18 protein-coding genes are annotated in these 18221 nt (G+C 57.3%); 8 read left to right on the plus strand and 10 right to left on the minus strand.

Translation table 11 applies throughout. From position 1 onward, the window contains the following. Positions 1 to 136: 136 nt before the first annotated feature. Positions 137 to 1276, minus strand: a complete 1140-nt coding sequence (mnmA, locus tag C8N45_RS15830) for a tRNA 2-thiouridine(34) synthase MnmA (RefSeq protein WP_108387229.1) — start codon at positions 1274 to 1276, stop codon at positions 137 to 139. Between the two features lie 128 nt (positions 1277 to 1404). Between mnmA and sciP the strand changes: the two genes are divergently transcribed. The 5 genes from sciP (at position 1405) to C8N45_RS23945 (ending at position 7071) form a co-directional block, all read left to right on the plus strand. Next, on the plus strand, positions 1405 to 1683 hold the full coding sequence (gene sciP, locus C8N45_RS15835; RefSeq protein ID WP_108387230.1) for a CtrA inhibitor SciP: 279 nt from the start codon (positions 1405 to 1407) through the stop codon (positions 1681 to 1683). A gap of 90 nt (positions 1684 to 1773) precedes the next feature. Then, entirely contained in the window at positions 1774 to 2487 is a 714-nt protein-coding gene (gene ctrA, locus C8N45_RS15840; RefSeq protein ID WP_108387231.1) for a response regulator transcription factor CtrA, read from the plus strand. A 166-nt stretch (positions 2488 to 2653) separates the two neighbouring features. After that, entirely contained in the window at positions 2654 to 4759 is a 2106-nt protein-coding gene (ligA, locus tag C8N45_RS15845) for an NAD-dependent DNA ligase LigA (protein WP_375342478.1), read from the plus strand. After that, positions 4756 to 6846: an ATP-dependent DNA helicase RecG gene (recG, locus tag C8N45_RS15850; RefSeq protein ID WP_108387232.1), complete on the plus strand. Its 2091-nt coding sequence runs from the start codon at positions 4756 to 4758 to the stop codon at positions 6844 to 6846. Before ligA ends, recG begins: the two co-directional genes overlap by 4 nt. A 102-nt stretch (positions 6847 to 6948) precedes the next feature. Further along, positions 6949 to 7071 carry a hypothetical protein gene (locus tag C8N45_RS23945; protein ID WP_258793298.1) on the plus strand — a complete coding sequence of 41 codons (123 nt, stop codon included), beginning with the start codon at positions 6949 to 6951 and terminating at the stop codon, positions 7069 to 7071. Positions 7072 to 7257: 186 nt separating this feature from the next. On the opposite strand, the gene C8N45_RS15855 is transcribed toward C8N45_RS23945, so the two are convergent. Then, complete coding sequence (locus C8N45_RS15855; RefSeq protein WP_108387233.1) at positions 7258 to 7704, minus strand: iron-sulfur cluster assembly scaffold protein; 447 nt, start codon at positions 7702 to 7704, stop codon at positions 7258 to 7260. A 67-nt stretch (positions 7705 to 7771) separates the two neighbouring features. Between C8N45_RS15855 and hisI the strand changes: the two genes are divergently transcribed. Further along, the gene (hisI, locus tag C8N45_RS15860; RefSeq protein WP_108387289.1) at positions 7772 to 8125 is read left to right on the plus strand and encodes a phosphoribosyl-AMP cyclohydrolase; all 354 of its coding nucleotides are present in this window, start codon (positions 7772 to 7774) and stop codon (positions 8123 to 8125) included. 12 nt (positions 8126 to 8137) lie between these two features. Here hisI and gluQRS read toward each other — a convergent pair whose 3' ends face one another. The 3 genes from gluQRS to gyrA are packed head-to-tail and all read right to left on the minus strand — an operon-like array spanning position 8138 to position 13163. After that, positions 8138 to 8995, minus strand: coding sequence for a tRNA glutamyl-Q(34) synthetase GluQRS (gene gluQRS / locus C8N45_RS15865; RefSeq protein WP_108387234.1), 858 nt, complete (start codon positions 8993 to 8995; stop codon positions 8138 to 8140). Between the two features lie 12 nt (positions 8996 to 9007). Further along, on the minus strand, positions 9008 to 10363 hold the full coding sequence (gene trmFO / locus C8N45_RS15870) for a methylenetetrahydrofolate--tRNA-(uracil(54)-C(5))-methyltransferase (FADH(2)-oxidizing) TrmFO (RefSeq protein WP_108387235.1): 1356 nt from the start codon (positions 10361 to 10363) through the stop codon (positions 9008 to 9010). 58 nt (positions 10364 to 10421) lie between these two features. Then, the gene (gene gyrA, locus C8N45_RS15875) at positions 10422 to 13163 is read right to left on the minus strand and encodes a DNA gyrase subunit A (protein ID WP_108387236.1); all 2742 of its coding nucleotides are present in this window, start codon (positions 13161 to 13163) and stop codon (positions 10422 to 10424) included. A gap of 195 nt (positions 13164 to 13358) precedes the next feature. Between gyrA and C8N45_RS15880 the strand changes: the two genes are divergently transcribed. Further along, the gene (locus tag C8N45_RS15880; protein ID WP_108387290.1) at positions 13359 to 13625 is read left to right on the plus strand and encodes an usg protein; all 267 of its coding nucleotides are present in this window, start codon (positions 13359 to 13361) and stop codon (positions 13623 to 13625) included. Between the two features lie 39 nt (positions 13626 to 13664). Here C8N45_RS15880 and yghX read toward each other — a convergent pair whose 3' ends face one another. From yghX to rocF, 3 genes are all read right to left on the minus strand, one after another. Continuing rightward, the gene (gene yghX, locus C8N45_RS15885; RefSeq protein ID WP_108387291.1) at positions 13665 to 14561 is read right to left on the minus strand and encodes a YghX family hydrolase; all 897 of its coding nucleotides are present in this window, start codon (positions 14559 to 14561) and stop codon (positions 13665 to 13667) included. A gap of 94 nt (positions 14562 to 14655) precedes the next feature. After that, entirely contained in the window at positions 14656 to 15702 is a 1047-nt protein-coding gene (gene ocd / locus C8N45_RS15890) for an ornithine cyclodeaminase (protein WP_108387237.1), read from the minus strand. Further along, positions 15699 to 16628, minus strand: coding sequence for an arginase (gene rocF / locus C8N45_RS15895; RefSeq protein WP_108387238.1), 930 nt, complete (start codon positions 16626 to 16628; stop codon positions 15699 to 15701). The genes ocd and rocF overlap by 4 nt, the downstream gene beginning before the upstream one ends. An 86-nt stretch (positions 16629 to 16714) precedes the next feature. Between rocF and C8N45_RS15900 the strand changes: the two genes are divergently transcribed. Continuing rightward, positions 16715 to 17134 (plus strand): Lrp/AsnC family transcriptional regulator, encoded by a 420-nt coding sequence (locus tag C8N45_RS15900; RefSeq protein WP_108387239.1) that lies wholly within the window; start codon positions 16715 to 16717, stop codon positions 17132 to 17134. Here C8N45_RS15900 and C8N45_RS15905 read toward each other — a convergent pair. Both C8N45_RS15905 and C8N45_RS15910 read right to left on the minus strand, forming a co-directional pair. Then, on the minus strand, positions 17091 to 17582 hold the full coding sequence (locus tag C8N45_RS15905; RefSeq protein WP_108387240.1) for a disulfide bond formation protein B: 492 nt from the start codon (positions 17580 to 17582) through the stop codon (positions 17091 to 17093). The two genes, C8N45_RS15900 and C8N45_RS15905, sit on opposite strands and share 44 nt — an antisense overlap. Next, complete coding sequence (locus C8N45_RS15910; protein ID WP_108387241.1) at positions 17579 to 18157, minus strand: YqaA family protein; 579 nt, start codon at positions 18155 to 18157, stop codon at positions 17579 to 17581. The genes C8N45_RS15905 and C8N45_RS15910 overlap by 4 nt, the downstream gene beginning before the upstream one ends. Positions 18158 to 18221 lie beyond the last annotated feature (64 nt).

Below are 18221 nucleotides of genomic sequence, written 5' to 3' on the forward strand. Positions count from 1 at the left end.
TGTAGCAAGGACATAGGACGTTGGCTGTGCGCTTCGGCCTCCGGTCAGCAAGTGGCCTGCGACTGGACACCGACCGAAGCGCCTTCCTAAGCTTCATCAACCCCAAAATTGCCAACCCGAAGGCACGCAGCAATGCCTATGCCCCGCGCCAGATCCAGCCGCCCCCAAGCACCCGCGTGCTATCGGGGTCATAGAACACGCAGGCCTGTCCCGGCGATACACCTTGCTCTGCGTTGACCAGTTCGACTTCTGCCTCGGTGGCTGAAATCGGCCGCAGGATCGCGTCAGTTGGGGGGCGGGTCGACCTGACCCGCACGGCGATTTCGCGTTCCCCCTTATCCATCAGATTGCCATCGCCGATCCAGTTGATTTCGCGCAAGGGGACACGTCGGGTTGCCAACATTTCACGCGGGCCCACAATGACCTGGCGCGCGTCCACATCGAGGCGCACCACATAAAGCGGATCAGCAAGGCCACCAATACCAAGCCCGCGTCGCTGGCCGATGGTGTAATGAATCACCCCATTGTGCGCGCCCAGAACAGTGCCATTGACGTCAACGATATCCCCCGGTTCTGCCGCACCCGGGCGCAGTTTTTCGATAACGGCGGCATAGTCACCATTGGGCACAAAGCAGATATCCTGACTGTCCGGCTTGTCCGCAACACTGAGCCCATATTTGGCGGCCAGCGCACGGGTTTCTTCCTTTGATTTCAAGTGGCCTAAGGGAAAGCGCAGATAATCAAGCTGTTCCTGTGTGGTCGAGAACAGGAAATAGCTTTGGTCCTTGCTGGCGTCGGCGGCGGCATGCAGTTCGGCCCGCTGCGGGCCCATCATGCGCTGGATATAGTGCCCCGTCGCCATGCAGTCAGCATCAAGATCCTTGGCCGTTTGCAGCAGGTCCTTGAATTTCACCCGCTCGTTGCAGCGGATGCAAGGTACAGGTGTTGCACCCGCCAGATAACTGTCCGCAAATTCATCCATGACCGCTTCGCGGAAGGTATTCTCGTAGTCCAGAACATAGTGCGGGAATCCCATTTCCTCGGCCACGCGGCGGGCGTCATGAATGTCGCGGCCCGCGCAGCATGCACCCTTTTTGGCCAAGGCCGCGCCATGATCATATAACTGCAAGGTAACGCCAACCACATCATAGCCCTCTTCAGCCAGCTGCGCTGCGACAACAGAGCTGTCGACACCACCCGACATCGCCACGACAACACGGGTTTCGGCGGGTGGCTTTGCAAAGCCGAGCGAATTCAGCGGCGAATCAAGTGTCATTCCATGTCCAGTGATGAGGGGTTCGCGCGAAATATAGGAAAATCCTACGTATTCTCAAGGGCTGGTTATACGCATCGTTAAACCCTGAAACGCATAAGGATTGTGGGAGTTTACGAAAGGGGTGAGTCATGTACTTACGAAAAATTGAAGGGCCGCGGTCGGTGACGCTGCCCGATGGATCAATAATGACCCGGGCCGATTTGCCGGGCAAGGAAACCCGCAGATGGGTCGCATCGCGCAAAGCTGCTGTGGTCCGGGCGGTTGCGTCCGGCTTGCTCAGCCGCAATGAAGCGCTGGAAAACTATGGCTTGTCAGAAGAGGAGTTCGCCGAGTGGGAAAACGCTGTGTCCAATCATGGCGAAGCAGCGCTGAAAACGACGGCGCTACAGCGCTATAGACAACCCTAGGTGGAAATGACATTATTTTAGGGTAAGGTAACGGGTGATTAACCTTTAGCCGTATAGGTTAACGACACATAGAGAGAGCGGAGAACTCGGATGCGTGTCTTGCTGGTTGAAGACGACCCTACCACTTCCAAAAGTATCGAACTGATGCTGACCCATGCGAACCTGAACGTCTATGCGACAGATTTGGGTGAGGAGGGGATCGATCTGGCGAAGTTGTATGATTACGATTTGATCCTGCTGGACATCAATTTACCGGATATGAATGGCCATGAGGTGCTGCGACAGCTGCGTTTGAGTCGAATTGATACGCCTATATTGATCCTCTCAGGGGACGATGGGACAGAAAGCAAGCTAAAAGGCTTTGGTTTTGGGGCAGATGATTATCTGACAAAACCCTTCCACCGCGAAGAACTCGTGGCGCGTATCCATGCAATTATCCGTCGGTCGAAAGGGCACGCCCAGTCGATCATCAAAACGGGACGGATTGCAGTCAATCTTGATGCAAAGACCGTTGATTCGGGCGGGGCGACAATTCACCTGACCGGCAAAGAATACCAAATGTTGGAACTGCTCAGCCTGCGCAAGGGAACGACGCTGACCAAAGAAATGTTCTTGAACCACCTCTATGGCGGTATGGACGAACCAGAACTAAAGATCATCGACGTGTTCATCTGCAAGCTTCGCAAGAAGCTGAGTGAAGCGACTGATGGCGAGAATTATATCGAAACGGTCTGGGGCAGAGGCTATGTGCTGCGTGACCCGGAGCCGGCGATCAATGCCGAAAAGATGGTTGTGGGCGCCTAAGTTAAACCCACCCAAACACTCACCGACCATGCGCCAATCCGCTCTGGACTGCGGGCATAACGCTGCATAAGAATGAGACCGACCATAGATGATGGTCGGTCTCTTTCGTTGTCAGGAGCGCGTTTTGAACGACATCCAGCATGGCCAACATCCACGGACTGGGCAACTGGATGTCGCATCCTTGACGGTGGAACAGGCACAACAGGAACTGGCATGGCTGGCGGCGCAACTGCACGACGCAAATGTTGCCTATCACACCAAGGATGCCCCCAAGATCAGTGATGCTGCCTATGATCGTCTCAAGCAGCGCAATCTGGAAATTGAAGCCGCGTTTCCGGCGCTGAAACGGGCCGATAGCCCAAGCGAGCAGGTTGGCGCACCGATTGCGGAAGGTTTCGGCAAGATTACCCACGCGCAAAGAATGATGTCACTCGGCAATGCGTTTGATGACGAAGATGTGGTGGATTTCGACAGTCGGATCAAAAAATACCTTGGTGTCGGTGCGGATACCGCACTGCGCTACACTGCCGAACCCAAGATCGACGGTCTGTCATTATCCTTGCGCTACGAAGCTGGACGATTGGTGCAGGCGGCCACGAGGGGCGACGGAACAGTAGGCGAAAACGTCACTGAAAACGCTCGGACCATTGATGATATTCCGCAAAAGTTGGCCGATGCGCCCGACCTGCTCGAAGTGCGTGGCGAAGTCTACATGAGCCATGATGACTTTTCGGCCCTGAACGAACGGCAAGTGGCGGGCGGGGCAAAGACCTTTGCCAATCCCCGCAATGCCGCTGCGGGGTCCTTGCGCCAGCTGGATGCCAATGTGACGCGCACACGCCCGCTGAAATTCTTTGCCTATGCTTGGGGGGTCTTGTCAGAACCACTGGCCGACACGCAATCAGGCGCGATTACGCGGCTGAACGCATTGGGATTTCAGACAAATCATCTGACGGTGATTTGCAGCGGTCCCGCTGAAATGCTGGCCCACTATCACATGATCGAAGCGCAGCGCGCGACCTTGGGCTATGATATCGACGGTGTCGTCTATAAGGTGGACGATCTGGACTTGCAGCGGCGATTAGGGTACCGCTCGACGACTCCCAGATGGGCCATCGCGCATAAATTTCCGGCGGAATTGGCCTGGACCAAGCTTGAAGCAATCGACATCCAGGTCGGACGAACCGGTGCACTGTCGCCGGTGGCGCGCCTGTCGCCTGTCACAGTAGGCGGGGTCGTGGTGTCAAATGCGACGTTGCACAATGAGGACTACATCATGGGTCGCGGCGGCGATGGGCAACCCATCCGCGAAGGGCGCGACATAAGGGTCGGCGACTGGGTGCAGGTCTATCGGGCAGGCGATGTGATTCCCAAGATCGCGGATGTCGATCTGTCTCGTCGTCCGGTGGATGCAAAACCCTATGAATTTCCTAAAACCTGCCCCGAATGCGGATCCGACGCGGTGCGCGAGGCGGGCGATGCGGTCTACCGTTGCACGGGTGGCTTGATATGCCCGGCGCAAGCCGTGGAAAAGCTCAGGCATTTCGTCAGCCGCGCGGCCTTCGATATTGAAGGGCTGGGCGCCAAGCAGGTCGAACAGTTCTATGCGGATGGCTGGATCAGGACACCTGTCGATATCTTCAAATTGCGCGAGCGATACGGCAAAGGCCTGCAACAATTGCAGAACAAGGAAGGTTGGGGCGAAAAGAGCGCTAATAACCTGTTCGATGCAATTGACGAGAAAAGAGTGATCCCGCTCAACCGGGTGATTTTCGCGCTTGGCATACGTCACATCGGTGAAACGGCCAGTGCGTTATTGGCCAATCATTACGGATCATGGGCCGCGTTTGAAGCCGCCGTGACCGGTGCAAGCGTTGGCGAAGGCCCGGAATGGGAGGAATTGATCGGCATTGACGGATTTGGGACCGTCATGGCGACATCCTTGATTACATCAATGCAGCAGGACGCAGAGCGCGCTTCAATTGACGCGCTGATAGCGGAATTGGACGTGCAAGATATGGTGCGCGCCGAAAGCGACAGCCCCGTTGCTGGCAAAACCGTCGTCTTTACCGGCACGCTTGAAAAAATGACGCGAGCCGAGGCGAAAAGCCGTGCGGAAGCGCTGGGTGCAAAAGTATCAGGGTCTGTCAGTGCAAAGACCGACCTGCTGGTCGCAGGGCCGGGTGCGGGATCAAAGGCAAAAAAAGCCGCTGATCTGGGCGTTGAAACAATCGACGAAGATGCTTGGCTGACCCTGATCGGCGACGCATGAGCGGGCGCCCGGAAGTTCTATTTCCGCTTTTTGGTGCTCTCACCGCACTTGAAGGGATTGGCCCCAAGACGGCGCAAACGCTTGAAAACGCGGGCACAAGCAAACCCCGCGACGTGTTGATGACGCTGCCACTTGCGGGTGTAGACCGTCGCCGTCGCGCCTCTGTTCGCGATGTCATCGCGCCCGAAACCGTCACGGTGGAGGTCACTGTTGGCAGGCACTATCCACCCAAGACCCGTGGGCGGCCATACCGCGTGCATGTGACCGATGCGCAGACCGAATTTCAGTTGGTGTTCTTTCACGCCCGAGGCGACTATTTGCAGCGCTTGTTGCCGACAGGTCAGCGGCGTTTGGTTTCTGGCAAGGTCGAGATTTTCGACAATGTCGCCCAGATCGTGCACCCCGATCACGTGGTTCTGCCCAGTGAGGCAGAGGATATTCCAGCATTTGAGCCGGTGTACCCGTTGCATGCAGGCATCACGCAAAAGCTGATGTGGAAGGCAACCCGCGCCGCGTTGCAGATGGCCCCGGACCTGCCCGAGTGGATTGACCCGGCCTTGAAAGCGAAAGAATCCTGGCCCGATTGGCGTGACGCACTGACACAGGCGCATAATCCGACAACGCCGAACGACCTGTCGCCGGACAATAGCGCGCGACAAAGGCTCGCCTATGATGAACTTTTTGCCCACCAAATGACACTGGCTTTGGCGCGGTCCGTGTCGCGGCGTTCGAAAGGGCGACCATCGCAAGGGACGGGCGCGCTGCAAAAGCAGGTGCTTGCAGCTCTGCCCTACAAGCCGACCGGCGCTCAGACACGGGCTGTGGCGGAAATTGCGACCGATCTGAAATCTGATCATCGCATGAACAGGTTGCTTCAGGGTGATGTCGGCTCTGGCAAGACCCTTGTTGCGTTCTTGGCCCTGCTTTGCGTGGTCGAGGCAGGAGGGCAGGGTGTCATGATGGCACCTACGGAAATCCTTGCGCGGCAACATCTGGAAGGGCTGCAACCTTTGGCGCAATCCGCCGGTGTCCGGCTTGAGATTCTGACCGGACGCGACAAGGGCAAAGAACGTGCCGCGAAACTGGCAGCACTTGCCGCGGGCGAGATCAATGTTCTGGTGGGCACCCATGCGGTGTTTCAAAAAGACATCGTTTTCCACGATTTGCGGTTGGCGATCATTGACGAACAACATCGGTTTGGTGTGGCGCAAAGGATGGAGTTGGGCGCAAAAGGGGCGGCGGTCGATGTGCTTGTCATGACTGCCACGCCCATTCCGCGGTCGCTGGCACTCGCGCAATATGGCGATATGGATGTATCGGTTCTGGACGAAAAACCGCCCGGGCGCACACCCGTAAAAACCGCGCTGGTCTCAACCGGGCGCATGGATGAGGTGGTCGAAAAATTGCGCCATGCTGTAGCCGAGGGACGGCAGGCTTATTGGGTCTGTCCGTTGGTCGAAGAAAGCGAAATCGTCGATATGACGGCGGCCGAAGAACGGTTCAAGCGGCTGCGCGCGGCCTTGGGAGAAGGCGTTGTGGGGCTGGTTCACGGGCAAATGCCCCCGGCTGAAAAAGACGCAGCGATGGCGCGCTTTGTGGCGGGCGATACCAAGGTGCTGGTCGCGACCACTGTGATCGAGGTGGGCGTCAATGTGCCCAATGCGTCGATTATGATGATCGAGCGGGCCGAAAGTTTCGGTTTGGCCCAATTGCATCAGCTACGCGGGCGGGTCGGGCGCGGGTCAACTGCATCGACCTGCCTGTTGCTGTTTCAGCCACCGCTCAGCGAGAGCGGCCGCCGCAGGCTGGAAATCCTGCGCGAGACCGAGGACGGCTTTCGGATTTCCGAAGAAGACCTCGCCATGCGCGGAGCAGGGGACGTGATCGGCACGGCGCAATCCGGCATCCCACGGTTTCGCAATGCCGATCTCGAACGACAGGCCGGGTTGATGGCGCTGGCCCAAAGTGATGCGCGCAAATTCCTGCATGATGACCCTACGCTGAAATCCCCGCGCGGCGAAGCCGCTCGTACGCTGCTTTGGCTGATGGAACAGGATAAAGCCATCCGTTTAATTTCAGTGGGTTAGCGCGCGCGATCCGAAACGTTCACAAATGTTCTTAAAAAGTTCTTTACACACAGTTAATGATATGAGAACAAAGGGGCAACAGAACATGAGGAGAACATCACCATGGCGCAAGAGATCAAAACCGTATTCACCCGTTCACGTGACACGATTTTAGCTGATGCGCTGGGTGTTGCTGCCCTGATGATTATGTTGTTTGTCGGATTGGCGCTGCCCAGCTTGATCTGACCTGCCTGCCGTGGGCTTTTCGGTCCTTCACATTGCGCCTGTCCCTTAGAATGCAATGTTGATGACCTGCCTGTCCGAGTTCTCAACGGGGTTTTGCCTCCCCTTTTGCTGAGATACTTTCAAGGACCGAACAGACACACGGCCAATCTGCCGCCGCCATCCTGTCCCGGGTGCGCGGCGGTTTTTTTATGCGGTGGCCTTGATGGACTCCAGTGCGTCAAGCGTGGCGTCAAACGCCAACAGGATAGAGGCATGCCGGTTTTTATAGTCTTTCGCGGGTTCCAGCACTTCGAGTTCACTGAAAGGCGCCGCCGGGACCGGCCCATCAGATTTCAGCATCGCGAAAAGTTCGTCACGCCCCTGTTTCACTTGGTCCACTGTGCAGCCAACAATTGCGCCCCCAACGACGGCTGCTGCTGCTTGTCCCAGTGCGCAGGCTTTGACGTCTTGCCCGTAGTCGGTGATCACACCGTCTTCTACGTTGATATCGACGGTGACGGTTGACCCACAAAGCGGAGAGCGTTTCTTGGCGGTTGCTGTGGGGTTCTCAAGCCGTGTTGTGCGCGGCATATCCGCTGCCAGCGCCAGAATGCGACCGGAATAAAGCTTGATCATATCTGTTTCTGCTGACATCGCGTTTGCCCTTCCTGTAGTTGATCCTTAGATAGTGCCCAACATGCTGCTTGCAAAGGTTTTTGAGATGCGTTTCGATCCTGACACATTGAAATTTAACGACGCGGGCCTGATCCCGGCCATTGCGCAAGATGCCACATCGGGCGAAGTGCTGATGATGGCATGGATGAATTCAGAAGCTGTTGCCAAGACGCTTGAGACCGGACAGGTCACATATTGGTCACGCTCGCGGCAAGAATTCTGGATCAAGGGCGCAACCAGCGGCAATACGCAGCAACTTGTTGATTTCCATGTTGATTGTGACAGGGATTGTTTGCTGGTCTCTGTCCATCAGACTGGTCCTGCCTGTCATACCGGTGCGCGGAGCTGCTTTTTTACGGTTGTTCGTGAGGGCGCAGAAATCAACACGCGGCAGGACTGAATGCCGCGAATATCAAATGGATGATGCAGGCAGACCGACCATCTGGCGAATGTCATTTGGGGTAGCTCCGTCGGCCCGATATTTGGCGATGGCGCGCGCATCGTCCCGTTTCGCCAGACGTTTGCCTGCCTCATCGCGGATCAGCCGGTGATGGTGATAGATCGGGATTGGCAGACGCAGCAGGTGAAACAACAAGACATGGATGCGGGTGGCGTCATACAAATCTGCCCCGCGGATCACATGGCTGATCGCCTGCGCATGGTCATCTACGACAACACACAAATGATAGGCCGCAGCCATGCCTTTGCGCGCCACCGCGACGTCGCCAATGGTGGTAAGCAGGTCATCTGCAACCAGTTGGTGCGTGCCCGCATGGGACGAACCGGTTTCGACAAAGCAAGGCAGTAGAGGGCTGGCCGCAATCGCCTTTCGCATATTCAGTCTGATCGCATCGCCGTCCCGAAACGATGACATCGGGCGGTTGCGGCAGGTCCCCGGGTAGATCTGCCCATCGGGTCCATGGGTCGGCACACCCTCTTGCGGCGCGCTGGCGGCATTGGCGATATCCGCGCGGCTGCATGAACAGGGGTACAGCAGATCCAGCGCCTCAAGCCTTTTCAATGCCGCCTGAAACCGCGCCGTTGATTGGGATTCGTGCATCACCGGTTCCGGCCAGCTGAGCCCAAGCCAATGCAAATCGTCGATGGCCTGCGCCTCGAATTCCGGTTTTGACCGGACCCGGTCAATATCATCCATCCGCAACAAGAAAGTGCCGCCCGCCGCCATCGCCATGTCAAAGGCAAACATTGCAGAGTAGGCATGCCCCAGATGCAGCGGACCGGTTGGCGAAGGCGCAAAACGTGTAATCATCGCCCCAACAGGTCAGGCCGCAGACCGCAACATCTGTTCCAGCCATGCGGACCAATCCGCCTTGGCCCGGTCGGTGTAGGCTTTGTAGCGTTCCTTGCGCCGCTTGCGCCCGCCTTTGACCGTATCCACAGATGGAAACAGCCCGAAATTCACGTTCATCGGTTGGAATGTCTTGGCCTCTGCACCGCCAGTGATGTGGGTTACAAGCGCGCCCATCGCTGTCGTATCAGGGACAGCGGCCAGCGTCTGGCCCGTCATTTCCGCCACAGCCATGCGCCCGGCCAACAGGCCCATCGCAGCACTTTCAACATATCCTTCGACACCGGTGATTTGCCCGGCAAAACGGATATTGGGGCGTGATTTCAGCCGCATTTGCGCATCCAGCAACGTTGGCGAGTTGATAAATGTGTTGCGATGGATACCGCCAAGACGGGCAAATTCCGCATCCTCCAGACCGGGGATCATCTTGAGGACTTGCTTTTGCGCCCCGTATTTCATCTTGGTCTGGAAACCCACAATGTTGAACAATGTCCCCAATGCGTTATCGCGGCGCAGCTGCACCACAGCATAGGGTTTGTTTTGCGGGTCGTTGGCGTTGGTCAGCCCGACGGGCTTCATCGGACCAAAGCGCAGGGTTTCGCGACCGCGTTCGGCCATCACTTCAATCGGCAGGCAGCCATCGAAATAACCGGCGGTCTCGCCTTCTTTGAATTCTGTTTTGTCTGCGGCCAGCAGTGCGTCGATGAATGCCTCGTACTGGTCCTTGGTCATCGGGCAGTTCAGATAGGCGGTCTGTTCTTCTAACGTTTCGCCCTTGTCATAGCGCGACTGCATCCACGCAACATCCATGTTGATGGAATCGTGATAGATGATCGGCGCAATCGCGTCGAAAAACGCCAGCGCCTCGGCCCCGGTTTCCGCTTTGATCGCTTCTGCCAGCGCGCCAGAAGTCAGCGGTCCGGTGGCGATGATCCAATGGCCATCGTCGGGCAGGGCGGTGATTTCATCGTAGGACACGCGGATATTGGGATGCGATGTCAGTGCTTGTGTCACGCTTTCTGCAAACGGGTCACGGTCGACGGCCAATGCGCCACCTGCGGGCAGGCGATGGGCGTAAGCGGTTTTCATGATCAGACCCCCTGCCTGCATCATCTCCCAATGCAGCAGGCCAACGGCGTTTTGTTCATGGTCATCCGACCGGAAGGAATTGGAGCAAACCATTTCGCCCAGATTGCCTGTCCGGTGGGCAAAGGTTTCAACCTTGGGGCGCATTTCATGAATGACGACCTTGATGCCTGCGTTGGCGGCCTGCCACGCAGCCTCTGATCCGGCCATGCCGCCGCCAATGATATTGAGTGTGTTTTCCATGGGCCACATTTAGGACCCAAGCCGGATAAAGAAAAGGCCCGCAATCGCGGGCCGTTCGTTATTCTGTCTCAGGTTCCGCTTCGTCGCCCTGATCGGCGATCCATGCCACGCTAACCACCGTTTCGCCCTTGCCCGTGTCAAAGACCTTGACCCCGCCAGCGCCCCGCGATCGGAAAGAAATCCCTTCGACAGGCACGCGAATTGATTGGCCGGTGGACGTGACCAGCATGATCTGATCTGACATTTCGACAGGGAAGGAAGTCACAAGCGGCCCGCCGCGCATCGCCTTGTCCATGGCCGCGACGCCCATACCGCCGCGCCCGCGCACAGGATAGTCGTGGCTTGAGGACAGTTTGCCGGACCCTTTGGCCGTAATCGTCAGGATCAGGTTTTCAGCTGCCGACATTTCGGCATAACGTTCCTGGCTGATCTGGCCTGGTGTGGCTTCTTCCTCGTCATCGATTTCGGCGTCATCGGCGAGACCTGCCATGGCCCGGCGCATTTTCAGATAGGCGGCGCGTTCATCGGACTCGGCCTCAAAGTGCCGGATGATCGACATCGACACGACCTTATCATCGCCCTGCAATCTGATCCCACGGACACCTGTGGAACTGCGCGAATTAAACACCCGCACGTCAGTCGCAGGGAAGCGGATGGCACGCCCGGAATCTGTCACAAGCATCACATCGTCATCGTTAGAGGCGATGCGGGCATTGATCAGAATCGTGTCCTCATGCTCACCTTCGAATTTCATCGCAATCTTGCCGTTGCGCATGACATTTGTGAAGTCTGACAGCTTGTTACGGCGTACAGTTCCGGCAGAGGTTGCAAAGACAACTTGCAGGTCGTCCCATTCATCCTCGGGCCGGTCGACGGGCATAATGGCGGCAATCGACACGCCCTGCGGGATCGGCAGGATGTTGACAATCGCCTTGCCCTTGGCTGTCCGGCTACCCAATGGCAGGCGCCATGTCTTGAGCTTGTAGACCATCCCATCGGTCGTGAAAAACAGCAGTTGAGTATGGGTGTTGGCGACGAAAAGGGTCGTGACGACGTCCTCTTCCTTGGTGGCCATCGACGACAGGCCCTTGCCGCCGCGCCGTTGCGCGCGGAAATCGGCCAGCGCCGTCCGTTTGATATAGCCGCCTGACGTGACGGTGACGACCATGTCTTCCTTTTCGATCAGGTCCTCATCTTCCATATCCCCGGACCAATCGACAACCTCGGTGCGGCGCGGCACGGCAAACAGATCACGAACCTCGTGCAATTCGTCACGGATGATCTGCATAATGCGGTCGCGCGATCCCAGAATTTCGAGATATTCCCTGATCTTACCGGCCAGTTCTTTCAATTCGTCGGTGACTTCTTTCACCCCGATCTGGGTCAGGCGTTGCAGGCGCAAATCAAGGATCGCGCGGGCCTGCGTTTCAGACAGGTTGTAGGTGCCGTCGTCATTGGCTGTATGGGTCGGGTCATCAATCAGCGCGATATATTCCAGAATATCATGCGCGGGCCACTTGCGTGTCATCAGCTTTTCACGGGCTGTGGCCGCATCAGCAGAGGCGCGAATGGTCGCGACGACCTCGTCAATATTGGTAACGGCAACAGCCAGACCACACAGGACATGTGCCCGTTCGCGCGCCTTGCGCAATTCAAATGCAGTGCGGCGGGCAACGACCTCCTCGCGGAAATCAACAAAGGCCACAAGGAAGGCGCGCAGCGTCAACTGTTCGGGCCGTCCACCATTCAGCGCCAGCATGTTGCAGCCGAAATAGGTCTGCATCGGGGTAAAGCGGAACAGTTGGTTCAGCACGACTTCGGCGGTGGCATCACGCTTGAGTTCAACGACCACACGCACGCCGTTGCGATCAGATTCGTCCTGCACATGCGCGATACCCTCAATCCGCTTGTCGCGGGCGGCTTCGGCGATACGGTCGATCATCGTCGCCTTGTTCACCTGATAGGGAATTTCCTCGATGATGATGGCATAGCGGTCTTTGCGGATTTCCTCGGTGCGGGTCTTGGCGCGCACGATCACGGAACCGCGCCCTTCAAGATAGGCTTTGCGCGCACCTGACCGGCCAAGGATGATCCCGCCGGTGGGGAAGTCTGGTGCGGGGATATAGTCGATCAATTCCTCGGATGACAGATCCGGATTGTCGATCAGCGCCAGCGTGCCGTCGATCACTTCGCCCAGATTATGCGGCGGAATGTTGGTGGCCATGCCGACCGCGATACCGCCCGCGCCATTGACCAGCATGTTGGGGAAACGTGCGGGCAAAACTGTTGGTTCACGGTCTTTGCCGTCGTAGTTGTCCTGGAAATCAACCGTGTCTTTGTCAATGTCGGCGAGCAGATAGGCGGCAGGCTTGTCCATCCGCACTTCGGTATAGCGCATGGCCGCTGCCCGGTCGCCGTCCATCGAGCCAAAGTTGCCTTGCCCGTCCAGCAAGACCAGCGACATGGAGAAATCCTGCGCCATCCGCACCAATGCGTCATAGATCGCGCTGTCGCCGTGCGGATGATATTTCCCCATGACATCGCCAACAGAGCGGGCCGATTTACGATAGGGTTTGTCGTGCGTGTTGCCGCCCTCGTTCATGCCGTACAAGATGCGGCGGTGCACGGGCTTGAGCCCGTCCCGCAGATCAGGAATGGCGCGCGACACGATGACGCTCATCGCGTAGTCCAGATAGCTGGTTTTCAGCTCATGTTCGATCGTGACAGACGGACCCTCGAACGCTGGGCGCATCGGCGGTAATTCGTCATCGTTTTCAGGGGTTTCTGGGGTGTCGTTCACGTGGGCCGCCTGTTGTTATTGGCACTGCTAGATATCGTTGCAGGCAATGTAACAGACACTTGATGTTGGGTGCAATGGGCGATGCGCAGTGCTTTTGGCAGCCGCAGAGTGTTGCTGATAACAGATTGTTTTTGTTGACATAATTTACCAGATCATCATCAAATAATGAAAAGACAAGAAACGAAGGGAGCGGCCATGCAATCAGAGACCGAAATGATGATGAAAGGGTACGGGCTGACCACGGCAGAAATGTACTATCATATGCCGGACCATCCGCACGTATTGAATACCTTCATCTGGCAGGAATACGACCTTGCCCCGGACCATGACAAGCTGTTGCAATTCATCGGTTTTTGGCACGATGAACTTGAGGGGCCGCTGCATTCGGTACGGTTTGTGCACCGCAAGATGATCAGCCCGGGCGAATGGCGTCACGTGACTGGCGAATTCCACTATCATTAGGCGCTTTGGCGCAGGCCAATGACCTGCGCCGCCGCGTAATCACTTCAGATGAACGCCGAAGAACGCAATCGTGCGGTCCCAGGCAAGCTTGGCCGCATCTTCGTCGTACCTCGGGGTCGTGTCGTTGTGAAACCCGTGGTTCACGTCCGGATAGAAATGGACCGAGAATTCCTTGCCGTTGGCTTCCAGTGCAGCACCATATTCTTCCCAGCCTGCGTTGATCCGATCATCAAGTCCTGCATATTGGATCATCAGCGGCGCCTGGATGGCTGGCACGTCTTCTGTCGCGGGTTGGCGGCCGTAGAACGGAACGGAGGCAGCCAAATCAGGGTAGGCGACAGCCAGCGCATTGCAGACGCCACCACCGTAACAAAAACCGACCGCGCCGACCTTGCCGGTTGATCCCTCGTGATCGCGCAGGAATTCGAACGCGGCAAAGAAATCCGCCATCAGCTTGGCACCATCCAAAGTGCGCTGCATTTCGCGGCCTTCTTCATCAGTGCCCGGATAGCCCCCAAGCGGGGTCAGCCCATCGGGTGCAAAGGCGAAATAGCCTGCTTTGGCCGCGCGCCGCGCCACATCTTCAATGTAGGGGTTCAACCCGCGGTTTTCGTGCACCACCAGTACGGCAGGCAACGGCCCGCTTGCATCTGCTGGCTTGGCCATCAGCCCCCTGATTGTACCGTGCCCTTCAGGGCTTTCGTATTCCATCACTTCGGTGACGATTGACGGATCATCCGGCGCCACTTGCTGGGCATATGCATAATTGGGTTGCAGTTGCTCAAGGATCATCGCGCCTGTTACGCCAGCGGCGGCATACTTGCCTGCTTGCGTGATGAAGTCACGCTTGGACATCTTGCCGTGCACATACCCGTCGAAAATCTCCAGAATGCGCTGGTCGAAGTCCTTTGCCTTCTTTCTTGGTTGCTCTGTCATCATATCCCCCTGTCAGAGTTGAATGGCCGCGCGGCCATTCAACCCATTGGCTTTCAAGGGGCGTACTTTGTCAAATAACGTTTTGGCGCGCCTGCTAGTGCGCGCGCTTGAGCATCCCGAAAAGGTCGCGCGGATCGTCAGGGTCGGCGATCAGGTCGATATCGATGTAAAACGGCGTATCCTGTATTTTTTGATGCACATACCGCAGGGCGCTGAAATCTTCGATGGCAAAGCCAACCCCGTCAAACAGCGTGATTTCCGGCTGCGATTGCCGCCCCTTGGCCGCGCCAGTGATCACCTGCCAAAGCTCGGTTGCCGGATGATCATCGTCCATCTGCTGCAACTCGCCCTCTACCCTTGTCTGCGGCAGGTATTCCGCGAAAACGGATGATCGGGCAACGATATCACCGTGCAATTCCGTCTTGCCCGGGCAGTCGCCACCGATGGCGTTAATGTGGACGCCGTTGCCAACCATATTGTCGGTCAGGATCGTTTGCATATTCTTGTCAGCGGTGGCCGTGGTGATGATATCCGCCCCTTCGATCGCGTCCTCGGGCGTGTCGCAACGCACGATCGTTAGGCCGGCATCGGCAAGATTGGCCGCACATTTGGCTGTTGCGGCAGGGTCAACGTCATACAGCCGTACCGTGTCGACCCCGTTCACTGCCTTCTGCGCGATACACTGAAATTCTGACTGCGCCCCGTTGCCGATCATGGCCATGGTGTTGGCACCGGGATTGGCCAGATGTTTGGTCGCGACAGCAGACATCGCCGCCGTGCGCAGGGCGGTCAAAACCGTCATTTCGGAAAACAGCTTTGGATATCCGGTATCCACATCCGCCAGAACGCCAAAAGCAGTGACCGTTTGCAGCCCTTCCTGCATGTTTTTGGGGTGGCCGTTCACATATTTGAACGCATATTGCACCCCATCTGACGTGGGCATGAGTTCGATCACACCGACATCGGAATGGCTGGCAAGGCGCGGGGTCTTGTCGAACAATTCCCAGCGGGCAAAGTCGGCTTCAATCTCGGTTGCCAGATCAGCCATAAATTGCGCGATGCCGACATGGTGGACCAGTCGCATCATGTTATCAACACTGACAAAGGGCACAAAGGCGAGGGGGGATGCCTTGAGGGTCATAGCGATCTCCGCGTTGGGCGGTCAAAGACGCGACGGCCGAGCAATGAGGCTGTCAGATCAACCATCAAGGTTGCCGTCTTGCCGCGTTCGTCCAGAAACGGGTTGAGCTCGACCAGATCAAGCGAACTGACCAAACCGCTGTCCGACAGCATTTCCATCACCAGATGGCCTTCGCGTTCGGTAGCGCCGCCGGGCACGGTCGTGCCTACGGCCGGGGCGGCCGATGGATCAAGGAAATCCACGTCCAATGACACATGCAGCAGCCCGTTGACCTGCGCGACCCGATCAAGAAAGCCCGCCAACGGGGCACGAATGCCATCTTCGTCGATCTTACGCATGTCCACCAAGGTCACGTCACCATCGTCCAGCACGGCATGTTCCGCGTCATCCACGCTGCGCAGCCCGATCATGCAAATATGCGCCGGATCAACGGTGGCGGGCAGGGGCGGATAGTCCACGAATCCTGCGCGCCCGGTGACATAGCCCACAGGCGTGCCATGCAGATTGCCCGTGTCTGTGGTATCTGGCGTGTGAATGTCACTGTGCGCATCGAGCCACAGCAAAAAGAACGGCCGGTTCTGCGATGCCGCATAGGCAGCCATACCCGCGACCGTACCGGCGGCCAGCGCATGATCACCACCCAGAAATATCGGTATTCCTTCGGGGGCGGCATCCTGTGCGGCCGCCATCAATGTCTGTGTCCAGCCGACGTTTTCAGCCAGCTTGTAGACCTGCGCATTGCCATGCTGCGGCACGTCCACATGGGCCGGTGCCAAATTCCCGCGATCCGCGACCGTGTGACCAAGGGCTGTGATTGCTTCGGAAATGCCCGCTGTGCGATAGGCGTCAGGCCCCATAAGACAACCGCGCGTGCGCTTGCCACAATCAACCGGCGCGCCGATAAGTATGATGTGTTTTTTTTCCATGCCCCAAGTGTTGCGCAAAACAGGGGATGGTATAAGGGGTCAAATTGCGCAAAATGTCAGTCAATTAATCAAACTGGACAGCAAAATTGGACGAACTGGATCACAAGCTGATTGCCGCGCTCAAACGCAACGGGCGGGCGTCATTGTCTGAACTGGCCGCTACTTTGGGCGTGACCCGCAGCACCGTCCGGACCCGCTTGCGGCGTTTGCAGGACGGGGGCGAAATTGCGGGATTTACCGTGCTCACCCGGTCTGACGTGCGTCCCGATGCCGTGCGCGGTTTGATGATGCTTGAAATTGCGGGACGCGGTGCAGAACGCGCGATGCCGCGCCTGATCACGATGGCGGGGGTGCGGGCTGTTCATTCCACGAATGGGACGTGGGACATTATTGCTGAAATCGGAGCGGCGACTTTGGAAGAGTTTGACCGCATCCTCTTTGCCATTCGCAGGCTGGACGGCGTCACAAGGTCCGAGACGTCCCTTTTGTTGTCGACGCGCCGCTAAGCACCACGGCAATCAGCCAGCCTATCATCAGATCAAACGACAAAAGCGCGTTCCAGCTGGCCATAGACAATGATAGGAATTCCCAGCTGACCTGATCGCACATGACGACCCTTGGTCCTTCTACCGACAGCAAGTCCGAACCGCTGAGCCCTTCGAGACTGCCAGTTCCCGTGCAACTGGTCGGACCTTCCCACCAGTCCCTTTCCACACCCGTATGGTACACGCCAATTCCCGCGGTCGTTCCCGCAGCCAGCGCGCCAAGCGACGGCAACAACCGGCCCGGAAACCGCAGCGCCAAAAGACCAATCAAGATAGCTGCGGCATGTGGCCAGCGTTGCCACAGGCACATCGCGCAGGGCGGATAACCCAATAGCTGAAAGAAGAAAGCGCCTCCCAGCAGCGCAAGCGACCCACCGCTCGCCAGAATGATCATCAGATTGCGTGTCACAGGACCCCCAAAACGGCGAAACCACCAATCAACAAGATACAGAACAGGATGAAAAGCAAGCCAAGTCTGCGCTCGATGAAGTCACGAATAGGTGCGCCGAATTTCCACAACAGTGCCGCCACGATGAAAAACCGCAAACCGCGTGCGATGACGGATGCCAGAATGAAGACCGGCAATGACAAATGCGTGACCCCTGATGCAATCGTGATCACCTTGAAAGGGAAGGGGGTGACACCTGCAATCAGGACGGCCCATGCGCCCCATTCGTTATATGTTACGGCGAACTCTGCGAAATATTCGCCTTTGCCATAGAAGTCCAAAATTAGCTGGCCAATGGTCTCGTACAGGGCATAGCCGATGTAATAGCCGAACACCCCGCCCAAGACCGACGCGATTGTCGCAACTCCCGCGATGACAAAGGCGCGCGACGGGCGGGCGATGATCATCGGGATCATCAGAATATCGGGGGGAATCGGAAAGAATGACGATTCCATAAACGACACGGCGGCCAGCGCCCACAAGGCATGGGGCGACTGGGCCAGTGACAATGTCCAGTTATAGAGTTTGCGTAACATGAGCACCCAACTTGCATGGTTTGTCGTCTTAGGCCACGGGCAGGGCGGGCGGTCAAGCTTGTTT

The sequence above is a fragment of the Yoonia sediminilitoris genome (assembly GCF_003058085.1).
GTDB lineage: Bacteria > Pseudomonadota > Alphaproteobacteria > Rhodobacterales > Rhodobacteraceae > Yoonia > Yoonia sediminilitoris.